Source organism: Stenotrophomonas sp. Steno-C18 (assembly GCF_056393195.1).
Genome location: NZ_JBWJOX010000001.1, coordinates 326,474 through 346,606, shown reverse-complemented (window position 1 = coordinate 346,606; position 20,133 = coordinate 326,474). Strand labels below are relative to the sequence as shown.

The window sequence follows — 20,133 nt, the reverse complement described above, 5'->3', positions numbered from 1 at the left end:
AATCAGCCGCCGCGACGCGCACGCTCCTCGATCGCGAAGCACTCGTCCGGCTTGGGCTGGGGCGGGTTGAAGCTGACCGGGACCTGGATGGTGGTCGGCACGGCCTGGCCATTGCGGGTGGCGGCCTTGAACTTCCATTCCCGCACGCGGGCGATGGCCGAATCATCCAGCTGGCTGTTGCCGCTGGTGGTGACCAGGGTGACATCGGTCGGCGTGCCCTGCGGGCCGACGACGACGCGCAGGACGCTCTTGCCGCCCACGCCGGCGCAGGCCAGCTCAGCCGGGTAGTCCGGTGGCGGGGTCTGCACGGCGGCTACTTCGGTGGGGGCGACGGCCGGTGCGGCCGGTTGGTCGGAGCCGTTGCAGGCGGCGAGGGCGGTGGCGGTGGCCAGCGCGCCCAACAGCAGACGCAGGTTCATGTCATTGCTCCGTAAGTGCGGATGCCTTGGCGGCACAGATGAAGTCGTTCTCGCTCAGGCCGCCGACATCGTGGGTGGAGAAGCGCACCACCGCGCGGTCGTAATGCACGCCCAGGTCGGGGTGGTGGTCTTCCTGGTGGGCGATCCAGGCCAGCGCGTTCACGAATGCCATCGTGGCGTGGTAGTTGTCGAAGCGGAAGGTGCGCAGCAGGGCCTGGCCGTTCTCCGCCAGTTCCCAGCCGGGGACCTGTGGCAGCAGCTCCGCCAGGCGCGCCTGGCCCAGTCGGTTTTCGTGGCCGCGGCGGGGAATGCAGTGTGCCTGGACGAGCGGGATCAGATCTGGGGCCATGGGAGCCTCCTTCAAGGCAAGGGACTGATGAACGGTATCGCGCCTGGAATCAGTGTCCCATCAGCGTCAACCAAGACACGGCTAGAATACCCGGATGATCCAGATCTCAGATACCGCCCAAAGCTATTTCCGCAAGTTGATCGAACGCGAGGCCGTGCCCGGCATGGGCGTGCGCCTGAGCGCGGTCGAGCCGGGAACGCCGCGTGCCGATGCGCGCCTGGAGTTCGCCGAGCCGACCGAACTGCTCGGTGACGAGTGGGCGGTGGATTGCGATGGTTTCACCTTGTACGTGGCCGCCACCAGCGTGGCGTGGCTGGACGGGGCGGAGATCGACTTCGTCACCCAGTCCGCCGGTACCCAGCAGCTGACCATCAAGGCACCCAAGATCAAGGGAGAGGCACCCGGCGACGCTGCGTCGATGGTGGAGCGCGTGCATTGGGTGGTCGAGAACGAGATCAACCCGCAGCTGGCCTCGCACGGTGGCCGCGTGGCGGTGCAGGAAGTGTCCGCCGATGGCGTAGTGCTGCTGCGTTTCGGCGGTGGCTGCCATGGCTGCGGCATGGCCGACGTGACCTTGAAGCAGGGGATCGAGAAGACCTTGATGGGCCGTGTGCCGGGCGTGACCGCCGTGCGCGATGCCACCGACCACGACAGTGGCCAGGCGCCTTACATTCCGCGCGGCAGCGCGGGCTGAGTTGAGCGCCGCATGCCGGTGACGTCAGTTGCCGAGTTGATCAACCTGCTGGCCAGCCGCCGGCAGGCCAGCATCCTGCACGATCGCCGCACCGGCATGCCGTACAGCTGGAGCAACTGGCTGCGCACGCGTACATCGCGTGGTGGCAGCCAATTCAATGACCGGGACATGCGCGCGCTGATGGGTGCGCGCGCTGCGCCCGCGCGTGGCACGGTGCCGGCATTGATGCCGTTGTGGCAGGCCATCGCGTTGATGTTCTGGCACGGTGGCGACGATCCGCCGCCGCGCGATCAGCGCGGGCTGCGCTGGTTCTCCGGCTTCTTCAGCGCTGGCCTGCACCTGTTGTTCGCGGTGTTGCTGTTGTGGGTGGCCATGATCCGCAGCAATGCGCCGGATGCGAGCGCCGAGGAAGGCGAGCGCGTGCAGGTCGAATACATCGGGCGCGGCACTCCCGACACGGAAGGCGGCGGTGCGCCGCAGGCACAGGGGGCGCCGGGTGCCCCGGCTGCACCGGCAGCGTCGGGCGATGCCGCGTCCATGGCAGCTGCCGTGCAGCCGCAACGCGGGCAGGACGTGCCAGTCGACGCGGCGGCCGATGTGGCTTCCGAGCCATCGCCTGTGCCGGCGGAGGAGAGTCCCACCCGCACGCCCGCGCCTCCCGTCGCGCAACCGCTGCAGGTCACCGAGACCGCGCAACCGACCACGGATTTCGTGCTGACCCCGCCCACGGTGCAGGTGCCGGCGGTGAGTCTGCCCAGCGTGACCACACCGGAAGTGCGCGTGCGCGAACGGACGGTGGAAACGGCGACCGAGCGACCGCTGGTGACCTCGCAGGTGCGCCAGCCGACGGAAGTCCAGGCACAGGTGCGCGCACCCGACATGCAGGTGCGTGAGCGCCAGGTGGAGGTCGCGCCACGGCAGCAGGTGCAGATGGCGGCCGTGCAGGTGCGCGGCGCCGAGGTACAGGTGCGCTCGCGCGAGATCGCGGTACGCGAGCGACAGGTAGAGGCGGCGCCCCGCCAAGCGGTATCGATGGCGCAGGTGCGCTCGAATGCGCCCGAGGTGCAGGTGAAGTCACCGGGCATGGCCGTGCGCGAGCGGCAGATACCGGGTGTTGAGGAGGCACCGGCGACCCGCAGTGCCGAAGGGGCTGCGCAGGCGACGTCGACGGCTGCCACGGGTGCGACGACGGCAGCGACCGCCTCCAGCGCGCCGTCCGCCGGCAACCCGGCGGCGAACGCGGCATCGTCGCGCTCCGGCAGCAGTGCCGGTGCCGGTCCCGCCGCGCAGGACCGCTCCGGCGGTTGGGCCGCGGCCACGCGCGGGGATGATTGGGGGGCTTCCCGACGGCAGGTGGAAGGCAGCGCCGGCGGACAGTCGGACCAGGGCCGCAGCTTGTTCAACGCCGACGGCAGCGTGCGCCTGGCCGGGGACGGCGAGAAGGGCCAGGAGCCGAAGCGGGGCGCACCGGGCGGTGATTCGGACAGCTGGACGCGTGAGCGTATCGCCGAGTCCGGTACCTGGCTCAAGCGGCCGCCCTATGAGTTCACTCCGACCTCGTTCGACAAGTATTGGGTGCCCAACGAGTCGCTGCTGGCCGAATGGGTGCGCAAGGGCATCAAGAGCATCGAGATTCCGATTCCCGGCAGCAGCAGCAAGATTTCCTGCGTGGTGTCGATGCTGCAGTTCGGCGGTGGCTGTGGCCTGACCAACCCGAACATGCAGGAGCAGCCGGCCGAAGCGCGGCCGCCACCGGACATCCCGTTCAAGAAGGAACTGCAGGAAGACAACGGCAGCCGCTGAGGTGGTTGTCCGCGGCTGGTGCGGCTTGAGGCGTAAACCCAGCCGCTCACCAGTCCCCCGCATGCTGGCGGGAGAGAGGCTCAAGCAGGCGAGATCAAACACGCCGGCATGCAAAAAAGCCGCCCCTGGGCGGCTTTTTTGCGTCTGTCGGAGTGGTTCGGTTGCCGGGCCGGCTCAGTTCATGCCGTGCAGGTCACGCAACTGGGTGGGACGCGAGCCGAAGTAGGCGGCAAGGTCGGCGATGTCCTGGTCGCTGAGGCTGGCGGCCTGCGGGGTCATCAGCATGTGGTCGCGGTCGCCGCGTCGATAGGCCTGCAGCGCATGGGCGAGGTAATCGCCGTACTGGCCCCCCAGGCGCGGGTAGGTGGGGTCGATCGGGGCGTTGCCGTCCGCGCCGTGGCAATCGATGCAGCTCTGGCCGGTGGCCTTGCCCTTGGCGTTGGCCAACTGTTCGCCGATGGCGATGCGGCCCTGTGGCAGGCCGGCGGAGGAGCTCGAACCGTGTTCGCCGCTGGCATGGCCGGGATCGCCGGCGGAGGTGTTGGCCGACTCCACTTCCGATTGTGAACACGCTGCCAGCGCCAGGGCAGCGAGCAGGACGATGGACAAGCGCGTTGCGTGCGTTGCTTTCGACATGGGCGATGCCTATTTGACGGTGGACAGGTAAGCGGCGAGGTCAGCGATTTCCTGCGCGCTGAAACTCATCGACTGGGCCTGCATGGTCGGGTGCTTGCGCTTGCCTTCGCGGTATTCGGTCAGCGCCTGGGAAAGGTACTGCGCCGACTGGCCGCCGATCTTGGGCACGCGGTAGCTGGGATAGGCATTCTTGTAGCCGGTGATGCCGTGGCAGCCCTGGCAGGTATAGGCCAGGGTGCGTCCGGCTTCGGGGTTCCCCACGGGGGCTGCAGGCGCGGCGGCTGCGGGTGCAGGGGCCGGTGCGGCGGGTGGATCAGACGGCGGTTCTGCGAGGGCGGCCCCGGTGGTCAGGGCGAAAGCCAGAACGAAACAAGCGGCGAGCGGCTGCGGGCGCATGGTTTCCTTGTCCGGTAAGCGGGTCTGTTGTTCCGCCGTGGGGGACACGGAACGGGCCGAGTATAGCCCGCGTATTTACCGGTCCGGTACCCGGTCCGATGCTGCGGCGCGTCAGTGTTTGTGGGCAGGTAGGGGGTGGGCATGACCTTTGGGGCATGGTGTCCCTGTGGGGTGGTGCAATACTTTGCTACAACACCCCGCCAATGCATCCCCAGGGACCTGACGATGTCGCGATTCTTCTCTCAGCACGGCCGCACCGGAAGCTGCGCCGCTGCACTTCTCATTACCACCTCTCTGCTGCTGGGCGGATGCAAGGCAGGCGGCGAAGAGGCCAAGGCCAAGGCTCCGGAGGAGCAGAAGGCGTCCGACGCGGTTCCGGTCGAGGTGGCCAAGGCCGTCCATCGCGCCATCGCCGCCAGCTATGCCGGTACCGCCGCGCTCGAGGCCCGGGCCGAATCACAGGTGGTGGCCAAGACGTCGGGCGTTGCACTGGCAGTGCTGGTCGAGGAAGGCCAGCAGGTCAGTGCCGGCCAGGCGCTGGTGCGGCTGGATCCGGACCGCGCGCGCCTGAGCGTGGCGCAGAGCGAGGCACAGATGCGCAAGCTGGAGAACAGCTACCACCGCGCCGAAAAGCTGGTGCAGCAGCAGCTGGTCAGCGCCGCCGACGTGGACCAGCTGCGCTACGACCTTGAGAACGCACGTGCCCAGTACCGCATGGCGACGCTGGAGCTGTCCTACACCACGGTGGTGGCACCCATTGCCGGCGTGGTGGCTTCGCGTGACATCAAGCCGGGCAACTTCGTGCAGATCAACTCGCCGATCATCCGCATCGTCGACAGCTCCCGGTTGGAGGCGACCTTGAATGTGCCCGAGCGCGAGATCGCCAAGCTCAAGCCGGGCCAGGCGGTCGGGCTGGCGGTGGACGCGCTGCCGGGCAAGCCGTTCACCGGTACGGTGGACCGCGTCGCGCCGGTGGTGGACAACGGCACCGGCACCTTCCGCGTGGTCGCCTCGTTCTCCGGCGAAGGGGACCTGCAGCCGGGCATGTTCGGTCGCCTGAGCATCAACTACGACCAGCGTGCCGACGCGTTGGTGGTGCCGCGCAGCGCGCTGCTGGAGGACGGCGGTGAGCCGGCCGTGTACGTCGTGCGCGACGGCAAGGCACAACGCGCCACGTTGAAGCTGGGCTACGACGATGCCGGCTGGATCGAAGTGCGTGAAGGCTTGAAGAGCGGCGATGAGGTGGTGATCGCCGGCAAGGCGGCGCTGCGCGAAGGCAGTGTTGTGCAGGTCATCGGGCAGGAGAAGAAGGTGGCCGCGGCCGCCCAGGCACCGGCCGCGGGGGCGACCAAGCAATGAGTGCGCACGGACCATCGGCGTCCGGCGGTGGCTTCGACCTGATCGAGTTCGCCACGCGCCGCCGCGTCACCATCGCGATGATGACGCTTACCCTGGTGTTGTTCGGCCTGATCTCGCTGTCCAGCCTGAAGGTCGAGCTGCTGCCGGACCTGAGTTACCCGACGCTGACGGTGCGCACCGACTATGAGGGCGCGGCACCGGCGGAAGTGGAAACGCTGATCTCGCAGCCGGCCGAAGAAGCGTTGGGCATCGTCAAGGGCCTGCGCAAGCTGAAGTCGATCTCGCGTACCGGGCAGAGCGATGTGGTGCTCGAGTTCGCCTGGGGCACGGATATGCAGCAGGCGGGCCTGGACGTCCGCGACAAGATGGAGACGCTGCAGCTGCCACTAGAGGCCAAGGCCCCGGTGCTGCTGCGCTTCAACCCGTCGACCCAGCCGATCATGCGGCTTGCATTGTCCTCCCGGCAGGACGCCGGCAACGAGGCCGACGCGATCCGTCGCCTGATGGAGCTGCGCCGTTATGCCGACGAGGACCTCAAGCGCAAGCTCGAACCGGTCTCCGGCGTGGCGGCGGTGAAGGTGGGCGGTGGCCTGGAGGATGAGATCCAGGTCGACATCGACCAGCGCAAGCTGGCCCAGTTGGGCCTGTCGCTGGACAACGTGATCCAGCGCCTGCAGCAGGAGAACGTGAACCTGTCCGGCGGACGCCTGGAGGAAGGTTCGCAGCGTTACCTAGTGCGTACGGTCAACCAGTTCGCCACGGTCGAGCAGATGCGCGAGATGCTGCTGACCACCACGGCGGGCGCCTCGTCCAGCAGCTCGACCGGCACCAACCCGCAGCTGATGACGGCGATCCTGGGCAGCAGCGATCCGAACGTGATCGCCGCGCTGCGCAGCGACACCAGCAACGGTGCGCCGAGCGTGCGCCTGAAGGACGTCGCCGATGTGCGGCAGGGTTACAAGGAGCGCGAGGCCGTCATCCGCAGCGCCGGCCACGAGGCGGTGGAGCTGGCCATCTACAAGGAAGGCGACGCCAATACGGTGTCCACGGCCGACGCGCTGGAGAAGCGCCTGGAGACGATCCGCAAGGAGCTGCCCAAGGACATCGAGATGACGATGGTGGAGGACCAGTCGGTCTTCATCCGCCACGCCATCAAGGACGTGAAGATCGATGCGGTGATCGGCGGCATCCTGTCGATCCTGATCATCTTCCTGTTCCTGCGCGATGGCTGGAGCACCTTCGTCATCTCGCTGTCGCTGCCGATCTCGATCATCGCCACGTTCTTCTTCATGGGCCAGCTGGGCCTGAGCCTGAACGTGATGTCGCTGGGCGGCCTGGCACTGGCCACCGGCCTGGTGGTGGACGACTCGATCGTGGTGCTGGAATCCATCGCCAAGGCGCGCGAGCGTGGCATGGGCATCCTGGAAGCGGCGATCAAGGGCACGCGCGAAGTGTTCATGGCGGTGGTCGCCTCCACGCTCACCACGATCGCGGTGTTCCTGCCGCTGGTGTTCGTGGAAGGCATCGCCGGCCAGTTGTTCCGCGACCAGGCGCTGACCGTGTCGATCGCCATCGCGGTGTCGCTGGTGGTGTCGATGACGCTGATCCCGATGCTGAGCGCACTCAAGGGGCGTCCGCCGCTGGAGTTCCCGTCCGAGGCGGTGCGTGAGCCGTGGCGTCCGGAAAGCCGCTGGAAGAAGCCGGCGGCCTACGCCGGGCGTGGCGTGGGTGCGCTGTTCCGCTACGGCTTCTTCTCGCTGGCGTGGCTGGTGGTGCGGATCTTCCGCGGCATCGCCGCGGTGGTGGGTCCGGTGATGCGCAAGGCCAGTGACCTGGCGATGGCGCCGTACGGGCGTGCCGAGGCGGGTTACCTGCGGATCCTGCCGGCAGCGCTGAAGCGCCCCTGGCCGGTGCTCGGTGGCGCCGCGCTGGCATTCGCGCTGACCATGGCCGCGCTGCCGCTGCTGGGCGTGGACCTGATCCCGCAGCTGGCGCAGGACCGCTTCGACATGACCGCCAAGCTGCCGCCGGGTACGCCGTTGGCCAGGACCGATGCGCTGGTGCGCGAAGTGCAGCGCCAGCATGCCGGCGAAGAAGGCGTGCGCCTGCTGTACGGCGTGTCCGGTACCGGTACCCGCCTGGACGCCAGCCCGACCGAAAGCGGCGAGAACATCGGCAAGCTCTCGGTGGTGATGAGCGACACCCGGCGTGAGCCGGCGCTGATCGAAAGCCTGCGCCAGACCATGAAGCAGTGGCCGGAAGCGCAGGTGGACTTCGCGCGGCCGGAGTTGTTCGCATTGGCCGCGCCGCTGGAGATCGAGATCGAAGGCAACAACCTCGAATCGATCCGCGTGGCCGGCAACCGCCTGGCCGCGATGCTGCGCCAGAGCCCGCATTACGCCGACGTGAAGTCGACGGTGGAGCAGGGCTTCCCGGAGATCCAGATCGTGTTCGACCAGGACCGCGCCGCCGCGCTGGGCCTGACCACGCGCCAGATCGCCGATGCGGTGGTCAACAAGGTGCGCGGCAACGTCGCCACCCGCTACAGCTTCCGTGACCGCAAGATCGACGTGCTGGTGCGCGTGCAGGAATCCGAGCGTGCCTCGGTGGATGACATCCGCCGGCTGATCGTCAACCCCAGCGGCAACAAGCCGGTGGAGCTGATCTCGGTGGCCGACGTCATCGCCACCACCGGCCCGAGCGAGATCCACCGCGCCGACCAGCGTCGCGTGGCGATCGTCTCGGCCAACCTGCGTGACATCGACCTGGGCAAGGCCATCACCGAAGTGCAGAGCATGGTCGCCAAGAATCCGCTGGGCACCGATGTCGGCATGCGCATCGGTGGCCAGGGCGAGGAACTGGGGGAATCGATCCGCTCGCTGCTGTTCGCCTTCGGGCTGGCGATCTTCCTGGTCTACCTGGTGATGGCATCGCAGTTCGAATCGCTGCTGCACCCGTTCGTCATCCTGTTCACCATCCCGTTGGCGCTGGTCGGTGCGGTGGCGGCATTGCTGCTGTCGCGTTCGCCGGTATCGGTGGTGGTGTTCATCGGCCTGATCCTGCTGGTGGGCCTGGTGGTGAAGAACGCGATCATCCTGATCGACAAGGTCAACCAGTTGCGCGAGGACGGCGTGGCCAAGCGCCAGGCATTGGTGGAGGGTGCGCGTTCGCGCCTGCGCCCGATCATGATGACCACCTTGTGCGCGGTGTTCGGCTTCCTGCCGCTGGCGCTGGCGTTCGGCCAGGGCGCCGAGGTGCGCTCGCCGATGGCGATCACCGTGATCGGCGGCCTGCTGGTCTCCACGCTGCTGACGCTGGTGGTGATCCCGGTGGTGTACGACCTGCTGGACCGCAAGCCGGATGAGTTCTATGCCGAGCGTGGCCGTCGTGCACGCCTGGCCGCCGAGCAGGCCGAGCAGGTGATCGCGCACGAAGACGATGCCATCGGCGGCGCCAGGGACTGAACCGGATGAACATCACCGAGCTGTCCATCCGCCGTCCCGTCACCACCATCATGCTGTTCGTGTCGATGGTGGTGATCGGCCTGATCGCCTCGTTCCGGCTGCCGCTGGAGTCCGAACCGGAAGCCACCATCCCGTTCTTCTTTGTCTCGCTGCCCTATCCAGGCTCGACGCCGGAGGAAGTCGAGCGCAACCTGCTGCGCCCGGTGGAAGAGGCCATCGCCACGATGCCGGGCATCAAAACGATGAACTCGCGTGCCAATGCCGAAGGCGGCCAGATCCAGGTCGAGTTCAGCGATTGGAGCCGCGACATCGCCATGGCCGCGTCCGAAGCGCGCGAGCGCATCGACGCGGTGCGCGACCAGCTGCCGGATGACTTCCGCCGCTACTACGTGCAGCGCTGGAGCACCAGCGACCAGGAGGCGATCAGCCTGCGCCTGAACAGCAACGAGGACCTGACCGCGCGCGCGGACATGATCGAGCGCAGCATCAAGCAGCACCTGGAGCGCCTGCCGGGCGTGGCGCGCGTGGAAGTGGAAGGCGTGGCCAAGCAGGAAGTGCTGGTGGCGCTGGACAAGGACCGCATCAGCGCGCATGGCATCGCCCTGAATGAACTGGTCGAGAAGCTGCAGGCGGCCAACTTCTCGGTGTCCGCAGGGCAGATCACCGAGGATGGACGACGCCTGCGCGTACAGCCCCGCGGCGAGCTGCTGGAGCTGCAGGCGCTGCGCAACCTGCCGGTCAACAACCGAGGCACGCGCTTGTCCGATGTCGCCGATGTCAGCCTGCAGCCGCAGCGCATGAGCTACGTGCGGCAGATGGAAGGCAAGCCCAGCGTCGGCGTGGACATCTACAAGGAGCGTTCGGCCAACCTGGTGGACCTGTCGCGTGCGGTGGGCCAGGAGATCAAGGTGCTCGAGCAGGACCCGGCGATGCGCGGGGTCGACGTCGAGGTGGCCTACGACTCGGGCAAGGCGGTGACCAGTTCGTTGCTCGCGTTGGCCGAGGCCGGTGCGATCGGCCTGCTGCTGTCGGTGATCGTGCTGTACGCGTTCCTGCGGCATTGGCCGTCGACGCTGATGGTGTCGATGGCGATCCCGATCTGCTTCATCATGACGCTGGGCTTCATGTACTTCACCGGCATCAGTCTGAACATCATCTCGATGATGGGCCTGCTGCTGGCGGTTGGCATGCTGGTCGACAACGCCGTGGTGGTGGTGGAGAGCATCTACCAGGAGCGGGAGAAGTTTCCCAACCAGCCGGAGCTGGCCTCGATCATCGGTACCCGGCACGTCGCCATCGCGCTGTCGGCCGGTACGCTGTGCCATTGCGTGGTGTTCCTGCCGATGATGTTCGGCGAGAAGAACATCATCACCATCTACCTGTCGCAGCTGGCGGTGACAATCTCCTTCTCGCTGCTTGCATCGTGGCTGGTGGCGGTGAGCCTGATCCCGATGCTGTCGGCACGCATGAAGACGCCGCCGGCGGTGAAGTCACCGTTGATCAGCAGGTTGCAGACCCGCTATGCACACGTGCTGCGCTGGACGCTGGAGCACCGTGGCTGGAGCGTGGCCGGCATCGTGCTGATCTCGGCGATCAGCGTGTTCCCGATGATGAACACGGCCGGTGGCGGTGACGACAACGACCCGGACGAGATCAACATCTTCTACCAGTGGAAGGGCTCCTACTCGAAGGAGGAGATGGGCAAGGAAGTGCAGCGGGTGGAGGACTTCGTCAACGCCAACCGCGAGGAGTTTCACGTCAAGCGGGTGTACAGCCGCTATTCGGAGCAGGGCTGGGCGCAGACGCGCCTGTACCTGAACATCGACGACCGCGAGATCAGCAAGAAGATCGAGGAGGAGGTTCGCAAGGGCCTGCCGCAGTCGGCGCGGGCCAAGATCGGCATCGGCTGGCCCGGCGGCATGGGCAGCGAAGGGCAGGGCGTGCGCTTCAGCCTGGTGGGTGATTCCAGCCAGACGCTGCGCGAGCTGGCCGACGACATCATGCCGATCCTGTCACGCAACCCGAAGCTGCGTGACGTGCGCGTGGACATCGGTGATGCCAATTCCGAGCTGGCGGTGCAGGTGAACCGCGAGCGCGCGGCGGCCTACGGCTTCAGCGCGCAGCAGGTGGCGCAGTTCGTCGGCATGGCGTTGCGCGGCTCGTCGCTGCGGGATTTCCACCGTGACGATGTGGAGATCCCGGTCAACGTGCGCTTCGCCGGCTCGGACCACTACAGCATCGAGGACTTGTCTTCGTTCATGGTGCGCAGCGCGTCCGGCAAGGAGATCCCGTTGCTGGCGATGGTCGACGTCAACGTCAACCCGGCCGCCAATGCGATCCAGCGCCTGAACCGGCAGACCATGCTGCGGATCGAGGCCGGCCTGGCCAAGGACGTATCGATGGAGGACGCGCGCAAGTCGGTGGAGGCCACGCTGGGCGACATGGAGTTCCCACCGGGTTACGGCTACACGTTCAATGGCGCCGGCTTCAACATCAACTTCGATGGCATGGACCAGATGCTGCGCGCCATCGTGATCGCACTGGTGTTGATGATGGTGATCATGGCGGCGGTGTTCGAATCGTTGCTGTTCCCGGCCGCGATCATGTCCTGCGTGCTGTTCTCCATCTTCGGCGTGTACTGGTTGTTCTGGCTGACCGGCACCGAGATGAACATCATGGCGGTGATCGGCATCCTGGTGCTGATGGGCGTGGTGGTGAACAACGGCATCGTGATGATCGAGCACATCAACAACCTGCGACGGCGTGGCATGGCGCGCACCGATGCGTTGGTGGAGGGCAGTCGCGAGCGCCTGCGCCCGATCATGATGACGATGGGTACCGCGATCCTGGCGATGATCCCGATTGCCTTGAACACGCAGACCGCCGACGGCATGCCGCCGTACTACCCGATGGCCCGCGCGATTGCCGGTGGCCTGGCGTTCTCGACGGTGGTCAGCCTGTTGTTCCTGCCGACCATCTACGCACTGCTGGATGACCTGCGCCGGGGCACCGCACGTTCGGTGCGTCGCGCGCGCGGTCTGCCGGCCGAGCGTGACGTGGCGCTGGAGAGTTGATCCATCCCGAAGTTGAAATTGAAAAGGCCCGCAGCGATGCGGGCCTTTTCATTGCGACGAAGTGAACGCCGCGGTGGCTTGAAGGTGCTCAAAGCCCTCTCCCGTATGCGTGAGAGGGGTTGGGGTGAGGGCAGGCTCTGGATAATCCAACCGAAAGGCCAAAGCTCCCTCATCCGGCGCTCCGCACCACCTTCTCCCGCAAGCGGGAGAAGGAAGCGCCCACCGGCTTGGCATGGAGTTGGATGGCAGCGCGGGGCCGCTCAAAGCCCCTCTCCCGTACACGGGAGAGGGGTTGGTGTGAGGGTAGGCTCTGGATAATCCAACCGAAAGGCCAAAGCTCCCTCACCCGATGCTCTGCACCATCTTCTCCCGCATGCAGGAGAAGGAAGCGCCTGCCGACGTATCGTGTAGCTGGATGGCAGGGAGGCCGCTCAAAGCCCCTCTCCCGTACACGGGAGAGGGGTTGGGGTGAGGGCAGGCTGTGAATAATCCATGCCGAAAGGCCAAAGCACCTTCATCCGTTGCACTGCGCCGCCTTCGTGCGCGTGGGAGAAGGGGGAGCCTCTCAGCCAGCCAACTTTCCATAAACGCTGAAGCCCGTCAGCCACAGCCCCAGCATGCTGCCGAGGTTGGTCAGCATGAAGGTCAACGTGATGCGGGTGACGCGGTTGCGGTACCAGCCCTTCAGGGTTTGGGCGTCGTCGCGCAGCTGCAGGAAGTCCTGGTAGGTCGGCTTGCGCAGCCGGGTTTCCACCAGTGCGGCGAATGCACCGGTCGGGATGCTCAGGCGGAACGGCTTGAAGGGGGCCACCGCGATGGCGGTGAGGATGCTCAGCGGGTGACTGCCGGCGAGCAGGGCGCCCAGGCCGGCCAGGCCGCCGGTGTACAGCGCCCAGATCGCCAGCATCTGCGCGCCCATGTTCATGCCGCCCTTCCAGAAACCGATGCCGATGCCGGCCAGCACCACGGCCAGGATGGTCAGCGTAATCCACGGGACGTTGCGCTTCCTGGGCACCGATTCGAGCTGCTCGCGCAACTGCGCCGGCGGCTCGTTGTCGGTTTCCAGATAGCGGGCCAGGCCGGCCAGATGGCCAGCGCCCACCACGGCGAGCACGTTGCGCTGCGCGCTGTCGTGCTCCTGGCGCAGGCGGGTGGCCATGTAGCGGTCGCGCTCGCCGATGATGGTCTCGTACAGCGCCGGGCTTTCCTTGGCGAACTCGCCGAAGCTCGACTCGAGCATGTCACCTTGCTTGAGCTTCTCGATCTCGTCCTCGCCGACGTCCTCGGAGGAGAACAACCCGGCCCCCAGGCCGGCGATCAGCTTGATCTTGCCAAAGAAGCCCAGTCGCTGCGAAACACGGCGGAAGGTCAGCCCGACGTCGCGGTCGATCAGGTGCACCGGCAGGTCGTTTTGCTTGGCCAGTGTCACCGCACGCTTGAGCTCGGCGCCCGGTTCGATACCCAGCTGGTCGGCGAGGCGGCGCTGGTAGGCGGCAAGGGCGAGGTTGGCCGCGAACAGGGCCACGCGGCCCTTGCGGATGACTTCGACCAGGTCCAGCTGCGCCATTGCATTCGGGTTGGTCAGTGCGACCAGGCGTTGCGGATCCAGTTCGACCGCGACCGCATCGAACTGGCCGCTGCCGATGGCTTCTTCCACTGCCTGTACGCTGGCCAGCGAGACGTGGGCCGTGCCGAGCAGGGTGTAGCGCACGCCGTCGCGTTCGACGATGCGGACCGGCTGGCCGGCAAGCAGTTCAGTGCCGGCGTGTTGCGAGGAGTCGTTCATTGCGTCATTCATTGGAGGGGGCACTGTCGGTGCCGTCGCCGAGGGCGCGTTGCATCTGCACCGTGTCCAGCCAGCGGCCATGCTTGCGGCCGAGCCCGCGGAAGATACCGACCAGGTGGAAGCCGAAACGTTCGTGCAGCTTGATCGAGGCGGTGTTGGTGGGTTCACCGATCACCGCCACCATCTGCCGGTAGCCGCGCGCGGTGCAGGCATCGATCAACGCCTGCATCAGCGCGCTGCCCACGCCCTTGCCCTGGAAGCGACCATCGACGTAGACCGAGTTCTCCACCGTCCACTGGTAGGCAATGCGGGCACGGTAGCTGTTGGCATAGGCATAGCCGGCGACCTGGTCGTCGATGGTGGCGACCAGGTAGGGGAAGCCGCGCGCGGTGATGTCGGCCATGCGCCGTGCCATCTCCGCTTCGTCCGGCACCTCGTACTCGTAGGTGTTGACCAGTTCTTCCACCTCCACCGCGTAGATGGCGGTGATGGCGGGGATATCGGCCGGGGTGGCCGGACGCAGCTGCAGGCTCACGGGCACCCTTGGGTCAGTCGATGTAGCGCTTGAGCAGGTCGCCGTAGGCATCGATGCGGCGGTCGCGCAGGAACGGCCAGATGCGGCGGACGTGTTCGCTGCGCTGCAGGTCGACGTCGCAGACCAGCAGGGTCGGTTCGGTGCCGGCTTCGGCCAGGAACTCGCCCTGCGGGCCGAGAATGTGGCTGTTGCCCCAGAAGTCGATGCCCGAGGCGCCCAGCGGCGAGCGCTCGTGGCCGACGCGGTTGCAGCTCAGCACCGGCAGGCCATTGGCCACGGCGTGGCCGCGATGGCTCAGCACCCACGCATCGCGCTGGCGGTTCTTCTCGTCCTGCACGTCGTCCGGGTCCCAGCCGATGGCGGTGGGGTAGAGCAGCAGGTCGGCGCCGGCCAGCGCCATCAGGCGCGCGGCTTCCGGATACCACTGGTCCCAGCACACCAGCACGCCGAGGCGACCGACCGAGGTGTCGATCGGCTTGAAGCCGATGTCGCCCGGGGTGAAGTAGAACTTCTCGTAGAAGCCCGGGTCGTCGGGGATGTGCATCTTGCGGTACTTGCCCAGCAGGGTGCCGTCCTTCTCGAAAACCACCGCGGTGTTGTGGTACAGGCCGGCGGCGCGGCGTTCGAACAGCGAACCGACGATCACCACGCCGTGCTTCTTCGCCAGCGCGCCCAGGCGTTCGGTGCTCGGGCCGGGGATCGGCTCGGCCAGGTCGAACTCGTCCACCGATTCGTGCTGGCAGAAGTACGGGCCGTTATGCAGCTCCTGCAGCAGCACCAGCTTCGCACCCTGCGCGGCGGCCTCGGCCACGCGTGCTTCGATCACTGCCAGGTTGGCAGCGGCATCGCCGTGGTTGCGCTCCTGGACCAGGGCGACGGTAAGGGGGCTGCGCGCGTTCATGTGATGCGGATCCTGCGGTGGAAAACGCGCATGTTAGCGCGGATGCGCAGGCGCGACGTGGTGGGGGCTGAACGACTTCGGGCAGCGTGCGGCCGGGTGTTGTCCGGCGGCTTTCCGCGTGTTCAAGGTGATGGGAGGAGCCGGGCATGGCCGGGCTCCTCCGCGGCCGGCTCAGTGCTTGAGCAGGCCGGCCGGCAACTGCATGGTGATGCAATGCAGGCTGCCGTTCTGCCAGATCAGCGAGCGGCAGGGGACCTGCACGATCTCGCGACCCGGGAACGCCTGCACCAGCACGTCGCGCGCGGCATCGTCAGCCGCGTCGCCATAGGCTGGCATCAGTACCGCGCCGTCGATGATCAGGAAGTTGGCGTAGGAGGCCGCCAGGCGGCGACCTTCGTCCAGCACCGGTTGTGCCCACGGCAGCGGGAACAGGCGGTAGGGCTGTCCATCGGCGGTGCGCAGTGCGGCCAGCTCGGCACCCATGGCCTGCAGTTCGGCGTAATGCGAGTCCTGAGGGTCATCGCAGTTCTGGTAGACGATGCTGTCGGCCGAGGCGAAACGGGCGAGGGTATCGACGTGGGCGTCGGTGTCGTCGCCTTCCAGGTAGCCGTGGTCCAGCCACAGCACGCGGTCCTGCTGCATCCACTGCGCCATGTCCGCGCCCAGCGAGGCACGGTCACGCTCCGGGTGGCGCTCATGCAGGCACTGCCAGGTGGTCAGCAGGGTGCCGGCACCGTCGGTGTCGATCGCGCCGCCTTCCAGGGCGAACGGAATGCTGCGGACATCGGCCTTGGCGTTGAACACGCCGGCGCCGTGCAACACGCCGACCAGCTGGTCGTCGAGGCTGGCGTCGAACTTGCCGCCCCAGCCGGTGAAGCGGAAGTCCAGCAGCTGGAAGCTGCCGTCGGCGCGGGTGAGGGTGATCGGGCCGGAGTCACGCAGCCAGGTGTCGTCGTACGGCGCGGTGACGAACTGCACGCGCGCCATGTCGATCCGGTTCGAGCGCAGGCGCATCTCGGCGTAGGTCTCGACGTCGTCATCGGCCACGCAGATCAGTACCGGCTGGAAGCGGGTGATGGCGGCAACCAGCGCGATATAGGTTTCTTCGACCTCGGCCAGGCGCTCGGCCCAATCGGTGTCGGCGTGTGGCCAGGCGATGAGGACGCCGGACTGGGATTCCCATTCGGCCGGGAAGCGGAGCGTGTCGTTCATTTCTTCCTGCAGTTTCAGGGCCCACGCACTGGCGCGGGCGTAGGCGGCGACCGATGACCGACACCGGCCGCCGGGACAAGGGTCAGCGGATCGGCGGCTTGGGCCCGACTTCACCGGGGCTGGCCTGGTTGGCCACCACGTCGATGACGCGCTGCCGTTCGAAATACACGGTGAACGCCGGGTAGACCCAGCGGTTGATGGTCGGCCACTGGCGCTTCTGGCCGCCACGCGGCTCCAGCCGCTCCTGGGGCGCGCCGAAGCGGGCTTCCACCTGTTGCGCGGTGTCGCCGCGTGCCGGCAGGGCGCCGGCCGGCTTTTCCTGGGCGCGGTCGATGAGCAGGGTGTCGGCCATCGCGGCCGGTGCCCCGCCCAGCAGGGCGGTCAGGGTCAGTGCTTGGAACAGTTGCTTCATGGTCGCTTCTCCCCAGAGGACAAGTGGCGATTACAGCAAAAAACGGCGACGAAAAACCGGCTTGGCGTCGTTTGGTTGCGCTGGAACACGTCTGTGCCGGAAGCTGGATGCAAAAAACCGCCCGAAGGCGGCTTTTTGCGGATTCCGGCGGCCTTGCGGCGACCGGTGCTGGCCTAGGCCAGTTGGCTCAGCGCTGGCGAGCCTTGAAGCGCGGGTTCGACTTGCAGATCACGAAGATCTTGCCGCGACGGCGAACGACCTTGCAATCGCGGTGACGAGCCTTCGCCGACTTCAGGGAGGACAGGACTTTCATGGCATACCTCGGCGGATAACTGTTGGGAATCTCAGGAGCGCGGCCGCGGATATGCAGGATGACGCTCGTTCAAGCCCGCCATTCTACCGGGCATTTCCATGCGCGTTCAAGTGGTTGCGGCAAATCGGGCCGCGGGGCGTCCGCGCGGGGCGTTAGAATAGCGCGATTCCCGTTCAGACTCAGGCAGCCACATGAGCCAGCTCCCCCCCGTTCTCACCATCGATGGCCCGTCCGGGGCCGGCAAGGGCACGGTCAGCCGCATCGTCGCGCGCCGCCTGGGCTGGCACTACCTGGATTCGGGCGCGCTGTACCGGGCGGTGGGCGTGGCGGCGAGCTGGGCCGATATCGACACCTCCGATGCCTCGGCGCTGGTGCGTTGCACCTTCGATACCCGGGTTCAGTTCGCTGAACAGGGTGAAAGTCTGCGCGTGCTGGTCAACGGTACCGACGCCACCGATGAGTTGCGGCTGGAGACCACGGGCGCGCTGGCCTCGGCGATCGCGGCCATCCCGGAGGTGCGTGCGGCGCTGAAGGAGCGCCAGCGCGCATTCAGGGCCGAGCCGGGTCTGGTGGCTGACGGGCGCGACATGGGGACGGTGATCTTCCCGGATGCCCCATTCAAGGTCTTCCTGACCGCCAGCGCCGAGGAACGTGCCAATCGCCGGCATAAGCAGTTGAAAGAAAAAGGGGTTTCGGTTAACTTTGATGACCTCCTGCGCGAGATCATGGCCCGCGACGCCCGTGATGCACAGCGCGCAGTGGCGCCCCTGAAGCCGGCCGAAGACGCCGTCTTCATCGACACCAGCGGAATTGGCATCGACGACGTTGTTGCCAAGGTGCTGGATCTGGTCCCCGCAACGGGCCCGTGATCCACGCAGTGTTGAGTGTGGCCAGTGCACCGGCCACAGTCGCGAAGAGAAGTTGCAACAACCCCGCTGCGCAATGGTGCGTGGTGGGCTTTTCCATTCACACGGCCGCCTGCATGGGGTCGTACAACAGGCTGGACAGTCCGGGTTTCCGCAACGAATCCGCTGTCCGTGTGTTCAACTGAGTAAATCCAATGACCGAATCATTTGCAGAACTGTTTGAAGCCAGCCAGGCCAACCTGGCCAAGCTGAAGCCCGGCGCCATCGTTGTCGGTACCGTCGTTGACGTCCGCGGCGACGTGGTCGTGATCAACGCCGGCCTGAAGTCCGAAGGCATCGTGCCGATCGAACAGTTCCGTAACGACGCTGGCGAGATCGATGTGGGCGTGGGCGACCAGGTGAAGGTCGCGCTGGACTCCATCGAGAACGGCTTCGGCGAAACCGTCCTGTCGCGCGAGAAGGCCAAGCGCGCCATGGTGTGGGACGAGCTGGAAGAAGCGTTGGAAAAGAACGAAACCATCACCGGCCGCATCAGCGGCAAGGTCAAGGGTGGTTTCACCGTGGACATCAAGGATGTCCGCGCGTTCCTGCCCGGTTCGCTGGTCGATGTGCGCCCGGTGCGCGACCCGGCCTACCTGGAAGGCAAGGAGCTGGAGTTCAAGCTCATCAAGCTCGACCGCAAGCGTAACAACGTGGTCGTTTCCCGCCGTGCAGTCGTCGAGAGCGAGCATTCGGAAGAGCGCGAGCAGCTGATGGACAAGCTGCAGGAAGGCGCGATCCTGAAGGGTGTCGTCAAGAACCTGACCGACTACGGCGCGTTCGTGGACCTGGGCGGCATCGACGGCCTGCTGCACATCACCGACATGGCATGGAAGCGCGTGCGCCATCCGTCCGAAGTCGTGAACGTCGGCGACGAGCTGGACGTGCGCGTGCTGAAGTTCGACCGCGAGCGCAACCGCGTTTCGCTGGGCCTGAAGCAGCTGGGCGAGGATCCGTGGGACAACATCTCGCGTCGTTACCCGGCCAACAGCCGCGTGTTCGGCAAGGTCTCCAACGTGACCGATTACGGCGCGTTCGTCGAGATCGAGCCGGGCGTCGAAGGCCTGGTGCACGTGTCCGAGATGGATTGGACCAACAAGAACGTCAACCCGTCCAAGGTCGTGCAGGTCGGTGACGAAGTCGAAGTGATGGTGCTGGACGTGGACGAAGAGCGTCGCCGCATCTCGCTGGGCATGAAGCAGGTTGCCGCCAATCCGTGGGAAACCTTCGCTGCCATCCACAAGAAGGGCGACAAGGTGTCGGGCCAGATCAAGTCGATCACCGACTTCGGCATCTTCATCGGCCTGGACGGCGGTATCGACGGCCTGGTGCACCTGTCTGACATCAGCTGGAACACCACCGGCGAAGACGTGGTCCGCAACTTCAAGAAGGGCGACACCCTGGATGCCGTCGTGCTGGCGGTTGATCCGGAGCGTGAGCGCATCTCGCTGGGCGTCAAGCAGCTGGAGCAGGATCCGTTCGGCCAGTACATGGCTGCCAACCCGAAGGGTTCGAAGGTCGAAGGCGTCGTGAAGGAAGTTGACGCCAAGGGCGCGACCATCGAGCTGGCTGACGGCATCGAAGGCTACGTGTCGGCACGTGACGTCACCAACGAGCGCGTCGACGACGCCACCCAGTTCCTGAAGGTCGGCGACAAGGTCGAAGCCAAGTTCGTGGGCATGGACCGCAAGGGCCGCACCCTGCAGCTGTCGATCAAGGCCAAGGACGATGCTGAAATGCGCGAAGTGCTGGAGGAATACCAGTCCTCTTCGGGCGGCACCACCCAGCTGGGTGCCCTGCTGCGCGCGCAGTTGAATGGCAACAAGTCCGAGTAATAATCGGACATCCTTGTTGTAGATGTATCTGGGCGGCCCG

Annotated in this window: 17 protein-coding genes and 1 pseudogene; 8 read left to right on the top strand and 10 right to left on the bottom strand. The window is 66.5% G+C overall.

All coding sequences use genetic code 11. The features are described 5' to 3' along the window. Positions 1-2: 2 nt before the first annotated feature. Positions 3-419, bottom strand: a complete 417-nt coding sequence (locus AC06FE_RS01620; RefSeq protein WP_132862811.1) for an energy transducer TonB — start codon at positions 417-419, stop codon at positions 3-5. Between the two features lies 1 nt (position 420). Next, positions 421-768, bottom strand: coding sequence for a 4a-hydroxytetrahydrobiopterin dehydratase (locus tag AC06FE_RS01615; protein ID WP_132862812.1), 348 nt, complete (start codon positions 766-768; stop codon positions 421-423). 94 nt (positions 769-862) lie between these two features. On the opposite strand from AC06FE_RS01615, the gene AC06FE_RS01610 reads away from it, so the two are divergent. Together AC06FE_RS01610 and AC06FE_RS01605 are read left to right on the top strand one after the other, a co-directional pair. Then, positions 863-1,462, top strand: a complete 600-nt coding sequence (locus tag AC06FE_RS01610) for an NfuA family Fe-S biogenesis protein (protein ID WP_192288102.1) — start codon at positions 863-865, stop codon at positions 1,460-1,462. Between the two features lie 12 nt (positions 1,463-1,474). Next, the gene (locus AC06FE_RS01605) at positions 1,475-3,265 is read left to right on the top strand and encodes a hypothetical protein (protein WP_478072065.1); all 1,791 of its coding nucleotides are present in this window, start codon (positions 1,475-1,477) and stop codon (positions 3,263-3,265) included. Between the two features lie 174 nt (positions 3,266-3,439). Here the strand turns inward: AC06FE_RS01605 and AC06FE_RS01600 are convergent, their stop codons facing one another. Both AC06FE_RS01600 and AC06FE_RS01595 read right to left on the bottom strand, forming a co-directional pair. Further along, positions 3,440-3,901: a c-type cytochrome gene (locus AC06FE_RS01600; protein ID WP_478072064.1), complete on the bottom strand. Its 462-nt coding sequence runs from the start codon at positions 3,899-3,901 to the stop codon at positions 3,440-3,442. A 9-nt stretch (positions 3,902-3,910) separates the two neighbouring features. Continuing rightward, a complete protein-coding gene (locus AC06FE_RS01595) occupies positions 3,911-4,297 on the bottom strand; it encodes a c-type cytochrome (protein ID WP_446540360.1) in 387 nt (128 codons plus the stop codon). Positions 4,298-4,522: 225 nt separating this feature from the next. Between AC06FE_RS01595 and AC06FE_RS01590 the strand changes: the two genes are divergently transcribed. The 4 genes and pseudogenes from AC06FE_RS01590 to AC06FE_RS01575 all read left to right on the top strand — a co-directional run bounded on the left by AC06FE_RS01590 (position 4,523) and on the right by AC06FE_RS01575 (position 12,194). Further along, positions 4,523-5,656 (top strand): efflux RND transporter periplasmic adaptor subunit, encoded by a 1,134-nt coding sequence (locus AC06FE_RS01590; RefSeq protein WP_478072063.1) that lies wholly within the window; start codon positions 4,523-4,525, stop codon positions 5,654-5,656. Next, positions 5,653-7,314: pseudogene (locus AC06FE_RS01585) on the top strand (efflux RND transporter permease subunit); the annotation flags it as partial. The gene AC06FE_RS01590 and the pseudogene AC06FE_RS01585, both read left to right, overlap by 4 nt. Positions 7,315-7,470: 156 nt before the next feature. After that, the gene (locus AC06FE_RS01580) at positions 7,471-9,120 is read left to right on the top strand and encodes an efflux RND transporter permease subunit (RefSeq protein ID WP_478072359.1); all 1,650 of its coding nucleotides are present in this window, start codon (positions 7,471-7,473) and stop codon (positions 9,118-9,120) included. 5 nt (positions 9,121-9,125) lie between these two features. Next, on the top strand, positions 9,126-12,194 hold the full coding sequence (locus tag AC06FE_RS01575) for an efflux RND transporter permease subunit (protein ID WP_478072062.1): 3,069 nt from the start codon (positions 9,126-9,128) through the stop codon (positions 12,192-12,194). 565 nt (positions 12,195-12,759) lie between these two features. Here AC06FE_RS01575 and AC06FE_RS01570 read toward each other — a convergent pair. The 6 genes from AC06FE_RS01570 to ykgO form a co-directional block, all read right to left on the bottom strand. Continuing rightward, positions 12,760-13,992, bottom strand: a complete 1,233-nt coding sequence (locus tag AC06FE_RS01570) for a TraB/GumN family protein (protein ID WP_478072061.1) — start codon at positions 13,990-13,992, stop codon at positions 12,760-12,762. After that, entirely contained in the window at positions 13,985-14,515 is a 531-nt protein-coding gene (locus AC06FE_RS01565) for an N-acetyltransferase family protein (protein WP_478072060.1), read from the bottom strand. The genes AC06FE_RS01570 and AC06FE_RS01565 overlap by 8 nt, the downstream gene beginning before the upstream one ends. A 13-nt stretch (positions 14,516-14,528) precedes the next feature. Continuing rightward, positions 14,529-15,416, bottom strand: a complete 888-nt coding sequence (locus AC06FE_RS01560; RefSeq protein ID WP_192288108.1) for a carbon-nitrogen hydrolase — start codon at positions 15,414-15,416, stop codon at positions 14,529-14,531. Positions 15,417-15,587: 171 nt separating this feature from the next. Further along, positions 15,588-16,628, bottom strand: a complete 1,041-nt coding sequence (locus AC06FE_RS01555; protein WP_132862823.1) for an agmatine deiminase family protein — start codon at positions 16,626-16,628, stop codon at positions 15,588-15,590. Between the two features lie 82 nt (positions 16,629-16,710). Then, positions 16,711-17,040: a hypothetical protein gene (locus tag AC06FE_RS01550; protein ID WP_132862824.1), complete on the bottom strand. Its 330-nt coding sequence runs from the start codon at positions 17,038-17,040 to the stop codon at positions 16,711-16,713. Between the two features lie 187 nt (positions 17,041-17,227). Continuing rightward, the gene (gene ykgO, locus AC06FE_RS01545) at positions 17,228-17,353 is read right to left on the bottom strand and encodes a type B 50S ribosomal protein L36 (protein WP_005409283.1); all 126 of its coding nucleotides are present in this window, start codon (positions 17,351-17,353) and stop codon (positions 17,228-17,230) included. 191 nt (positions 17,354-17,544) lie between these two features. On the opposite strand from ykgO, the gene cmk reads away from it, so the two are divergent. Next, the gene (cmk, locus tag AC06FE_RS01540; protein WP_323439469.1) at positions 17,545-18,222 is read left to right on the top strand and encodes a (d)CMP kinase; all 678 of its coding nucleotides are present in this window, start codon (positions 17,545-17,547) and stop codon (positions 18,220-18,222) included. 191 nt (positions 18,223-18,413) lie between these two features. Next, entirely contained in the window at positions 18,414-20,093 is a 1,680-nt protein-coding gene (gene rpsA, locus AC06FE_RS01535; protein WP_478072059.1) for a 30S ribosomal protein S1, read from the top strand. Positions 20,094-20,133 lie beyond the last annotated feature (40 nt).